Source organism: Mesorhizobium sp. M0106, from assembly GCF_040322715.1.
Lineage (GTDB): Bacteria > Pseudomonadota > Alphaproteobacteria > Rhizobiales > Rhizobiaceae > Mesorhizobium.
Genome location: NZ_JAMYUA010000098.1, coordinates 1 through 5,089, shown reverse-complemented (window position 1 = coordinate 5,089; position 5,089 = coordinate 1). Strand labels below are relative to the sequence as shown.

At 60.1% G+C, this 5,089-nt stretch carries 4 protein-coding genes; 1 reads left to right on the top strand and 3 read right to left on the bottom strand.

Annotated elements, in window-relative coordinates; genetic code table 11:
- Positions 1 to 317: 317 nt before the first annotated feature.
- Entirely contained in the window at positions 318 to 1,904 is a 1,587-nt protein-coding gene (locus tag NKJ55_RS35030) for an adenylate/guanylate cyclase domain-containing protein (RefSeq protein ID WP_352453876.1), read from the bottom strand.
- Between the two features lie 669 nt (positions 1,905 to 2,573).
- Between NKJ55_RS35030 and NKJ55_RS35025 the strand changes: the two genes are divergently transcribed.
- Positions 2,574 to 2,807 (top strand): DUF6429 family protein, encoded by a 234-nt coding sequence (locus NKJ55_RS35025; RefSeq protein ID WP_352453875.1) that lies wholly within the window; start codon positions 2,574 to 2,576, stop codon positions 2,805 to 2,807.
- A 343-nt stretch (positions 2,808 to 3,150) separates the two neighbouring features.
- Here NKJ55_RS35025 and NKJ55_RS35020 read toward each other — a convergent pair whose 3' ends face one another.
- Complete coding sequence (locus NKJ55_RS35020) at positions 3,151 to 3,699, bottom strand: class I SAM-dependent methyltransferase (RefSeq protein ID WP_156948240.1); 549 nt, start codon at positions 3,697 to 3,699, stop codon at positions 3,151 to 3,153.
- A gap of 124 nt (positions 3,700 to 3,823) precedes the next feature.
- Entirely contained in the window at positions 3,824 to 4,654 is an 831-nt protein-coding gene (locus tag NKJ55_RS35015; RefSeq protein ID WP_352453874.1) for a PA3715 family protein, read from the bottom strand.
- Positions 4,655 to 5,089 lie beyond the last annotated feature (435 nt).

The following is a 5,089-nucleotide window of genomic DNA, read 5'->3' as shown; positions in this document are numbered from 1 at the left end:
CACAAGGTGTCCACCTATTTTGGTGGACACCTCATGCATCAGAGCACTCAACAGCAAAAGGTGCGGGGAAATTCGCGCTTACTCAGGTTCTGCCGTGATCCCGGGGCAAGCCTGATCACAGCAGGCCCGCCGACAAGGCGTTTCGCGACAGCCTGTACGAGAATGACTGATGTTCATCGACGCCTCCGCCCTGACGGCGCTGATGACCAGCGAGGATGATGCGCGCGAACTCCTGGCCGGGGCCCGGCGCGGCTGAACGGTGTTGAACCGGACTTTACTTGGCTGGCCACGGTCCAGATTGGATCACGTTCAAGAACCTAAAATGCGGCGGGCTTGCTTCGGATGGTTAAGGCCAGGAGCGCCTCCGAAAGTCGTTTCTTCGCCCGCTCCACCCCGTTCTCGTCGATTGCCTCAACATCGAGGAACAAGTCGAGACCAGTCGCATGCTCGCTGATGACCTGAGGGCGCTGGGCGAGTTCACCCAGGAGGCCCTCGACTTCGTAGGGGACAACCTCCCGGCTGATCCCCTTCATGGCAATCGGTGCTAATGGATGCGCCCGGACAAGGTCGCGCACGAGCGCGTAAGTCTCATAGCTGAGGCAGATGCCGCCGGGCTCGGCAATCGACTGCAGCCGGGCCGCCAAATTCGCCTCGGCTCCAATGATCGTGTAGTCCATCCGATCATCGGAACCGAAGTTCCCAACATTGCAATAGCCCGTGTTGATGCCCATGCGAGCTCGGAAGGGCCGTTCAACTCCGCGGTCATGCCACACCCTGTTCAACTGCTCCAGCCGACGCTGCATGTCGACAGCCATGCGCAAGCAGGCTCTCGCGTCTTCCTCGACGCCTTGCGTCTCGGGGTCTCCGAAGAACACAAGAAGCGCGTCGCCGATGAACTTGTCGACGGTGCCGCCGTGTTTGAGCGCGATCGTTGACATCTCGGTGAAGTACTCGTTGAGGAGAAGCGTCAGGTCCTCGGGCTGGAGCCGTTCCACGATCGCGGTGAAATCCTTGACGTCGGAGAAAAAGATCGTGAGCTTCTTGCGCTCGGTCGCGATGGTGACGTCCTTCTGGCCGCTGAAGATGCTTTTGTAAATTTGAGGCGAAAGGTATTTGGCGATCTTCAATGAAATCGCGGCCAGGAAGTCGTTTGCCTCCGAAAGCTCCTTGTTGATGCCCTGAATCAACGCGGACTGCCGACGCTGCAGGAGAATGAACGTCAGGCCCGCCGCCGCCGCGAAACCGAAATATAGGAGCAGATACTTGAAGGTCAGCACGTTCGCAGCAATAGGCTGATTGACTGATATCTCCTGGATCCCTCGGACATCCCCTACCTTCCAGTCCGTCTTGGGGCTGTCCGGGTGTGAGTTATGGCAGGTCACGCACACTTGTCCCATTATGACAGGGGCCGCGGCGCGGACCTGCCGGTCAAACAGTGAGCCCGAGACTTCGATGATCGGCTCCTTCGGGTTGGCGCGCAAAGCCAAGATTGCATTCCGCTCGAAGACATCGAGCTGGTGGGGCGCGCGACCTTTGAAAGGCAGATCCGAGACGAACCGATATTTGACCGAGCCGTCGTGAGCGCTGATGCGCTTGCCGAGTTCGATCGAGAGGGTTGCTGGAATAGGGATCGCGCCTGGCACGTCCCGGTAGTTGTGCGTCGCAGTCACGGCGCCGTTAGCTTGCAGCACGCGTCCCACGACGTCGCTGCCGTAGAATCCGCGCATTTCGTCGATGATGCGGCTGATTTCGCTGGCTTGCCTGCGCAGCATCCGTTCCGATAAGTCTCGGAGGTCGAGCCAGGCTGCGACGGGCAGACCGACAAGGCCGATGACCACTGCCGCCACCAGGAGCGGTCCCATGGTGCGCTGCTGACGCGCAATCTGTTCACCCAGTCCAGCCATTGTGCAAGCGCCCGGCCGCCTTAGTATGTGAACTATAGCTCATTCCCGGCACGGTACCAGAGTCAGTCTTGGCTCGATGAAAACACGTCAGCCCTGCAATTCGGAACGACCTTGAGCGGTTGTTGCGAAGCCCCGACCCTCACAGCGGATTTCGCATTCTGGCGCTGGACGGGCAGTGAATCAGTGGAGGGATGTCGCAAAGTCGGTTGTGGCCCGGAATGCGCTCCGCGATTAACCGCTCAGGGGTCAAAAATTCACCTCTGGCAAGGTTGGGACTTCTGCGGTCGGAGAGCGCGTCGGAGAAGAAAGTGTCCCGCGAAACGTATCCGCGCGTCGGTCGCACTATGGAATGGTTCACCGCGGCGGGGTGACGCGCGCTGCCGGCAGCATGACGCGCACCTGAATGGTGAGCCGCTCGCCTGCGGTAAGCGCAACCAGAGCGACGACGAGGATTTCGCCAATTCGCGTTTCATTGCCAGCGGCAACGCTGCTACGGCCGCTTAGGCACCATGATGAACTCGATCCCGTCCCGGCTCGTCGCCCCCCAATGACGCCGTCGCGGACGCGACGCCTGAGTGAGGCACTTGTTTTCAGGCGAACGCTCGTGGCAGGGAGTAACCATCCGGTGTGGATCGTGGCAGAGGCGCTTTCGCGTGTTAAACTGCTTGCATGGAGATCGACACCGACAAGATCGACGATGCCGTTATGGGCCTGCTTTGGCTGACGCTGCATGAAGAGAGGCGCGCCTGGAAGGGGTTGGATTGGAATGCTCTGGATCGCTTGCACGAGAAGGGGCTGATCGCGAATCCGGCAAACAAGGCGAAGTCAGTGTTTCTGACAGATGAAGGACTGCGGCGTGCTGAGGAGCTATTCCGAACCCTGTTCACTCGCCCGGCGCCCTGAGCCAGAGCGCTGGACGGGCGCCTGCGAGCTGATAACGCACATGGCTGAATTTCGACACCGGCGGCGCGCTGACCGCAGGTGGGTCGGCCGGTGCTCTCGCCGTGACGGCCAACTTGGTATTCGTCACCTACGCCAACGGGCGCATCCAGTCTGTCAAGGCAGTGGCAGAGAACACCGCAGCCGCGGCCCTCAATATCAACGGCATTGTCGCGAGGTCCATCCGCAAGATGCTTTCTGCCGGCGAAACGGCGTTGCCCGGGCCGAGTTGCAGGCAGCAGCGGGTCTGCGCCCGCTGCTGGCACATGGGATGTTGAAGAGGCAGATTACCACAAGCAATGTGTCATCATGGCTGCGGATTTCCGAAGGCAGGTTTCTCAAGCACGAGCACATGACTACCAAGAGGCGATGTGTGAGTGCTCTTGACCTGGAACCCCTCGTCAGAAAGCGTTTCGATGAATTCGCCATCCGTTCCAGGCGGAACGCGGGCAACGACGTTCGAGGTGCGCCTCACAATATTGGAAAGCACCCTTCGCGCCTTGCCTGGGCCGATGTTGCGCTGCATGTGCTGATAGACGGCCAGCAGCAGGACGATATCGTATTTCGGTAGAAGGATATTGCCGAGGCGCCGGCTGCCAAGATTCAGGCGATCGAACCGGGCATGTACCGGGGAGCCGCTCAACAACATCTTTGCGGTCTCGATATGCGGCTTGGCAATGTCGATCCCGTGGATCGAACTGGGTTTCAGCTTGGATATCTCATAGGCGACAACACCCATATTGCAGCCAACATCGAGAATGGATTTTCCGGCGTAGTCGACCTTTGCGGAGAATAGCCCGTCAAGTCTGTCGTCCCACGTTCCGGCAAAACCCCTTTTGAATCTTGACCACCACAAATCATCAGCTCCTTTGGGAAGAGCCCCCTTGAGCGCCTCCTACCACGAGAGAATTAATGGTCGATACCCTTTCAACTGGAATTGATCACATTGGCGAACCCCGGCAGGGACGTGTGCGGCCGCGTCACAACCCCATCACCCTGAGTGCCGCGGGAACCGCATAGCGGCTGCCGTCATAGCGCATCCGGTAGGTCCGCTTCACAGGCTTGCCGGGATGGGACCGGCATTCGCCATTCTGGTCGGGGGAGGGATTATCGGTATCCGTCCGCTCGACCGCAATGATGTCATGATAGCCGTGGTGGCGCGCCGGGCTCATCGCTAGGCTGACCTGGCTGGAATGAAAGTATCCGGCGCAACTACCATCGCTATCGGCGCCAGAGCCGGCCACCACGAGGCCGTCGAGCACCACGCGTAGCGTATCGCCGGTGAGAGCGTAGAGCCGCAGGTCGGTTTCAGTGAAGGGAGCGGTCAGCGAATGGTGTGCCAGTTCGATGCTCAGGCCGAAGGCGGTTACCCCAGGGGCCAGTGCATAGCGGCCCGTGTCGAAGTCCACCTTCTCGATGACAATCGCGTCGTCGGTCATCAGACCGGGCTGGAGCAGGCGCTGGCGCACACGCAGCGTATTCCTGTCGACGACCAGAAGCTCGATATCGCCGACATGCAGGTGGTCGCCGTTAGCGCTGTCGATCAGCGGCACAGCCACCAACAGCAGGTCGACATCGGCGGGCCAAATCTTGCAGACCAGGCCGAACGGCGCATCGCTCCCCGGGAGCGTCAAGGCGATGCTGGTATGAGGTTCAAGCGTGAACGAGGTGCCGTCGGCGCTCTTTCGGGCCTTGGGATAGGCCTGCTGCACCAGCGCGGCGGCATCGCCGCAATCGCCGGCCGCTGCCTTGGCGGGCGACAGGCTGGCGAGGGCGGCGCCGAACAACAGGACAGGCAACACTATTCGCATGGAGTTTCTCGCCTCGCAGGGCCGGGTTAGGCCAGTGGCTTTCTACGCGAGATTGGTGGCGGCGCACAGGGTGTAGGGAAGTGACGGATAGCTCCACCCGCTGCGTCGGGGCCATAGGTATCCTGGAAAGTCGTAAAGTCCGAGCTCGCTTAGGGACGGTGATCATGAGAACGCCGCCCGAGCGGGGAATTTTTGCCAATGCTGTTCGAGCTACCTGAAACAGATACTGACAATGTGATCTCGATTGCCTTGTCGCGCTCCGATTAGATAAAGAAGCGCTCCGACAAACCTCTACAAAACCGGACCTCGCCGATCCGTCAAGCGCACCTTCTAGGGTGTACATTCCAAAATTAGTGCGCCGGGAGACCGGCAAGGAGTAGGTGGTGGAAGTCCACTGCGATGAAGGAATAGCGATCCACATCGGCCCCGAGCCGT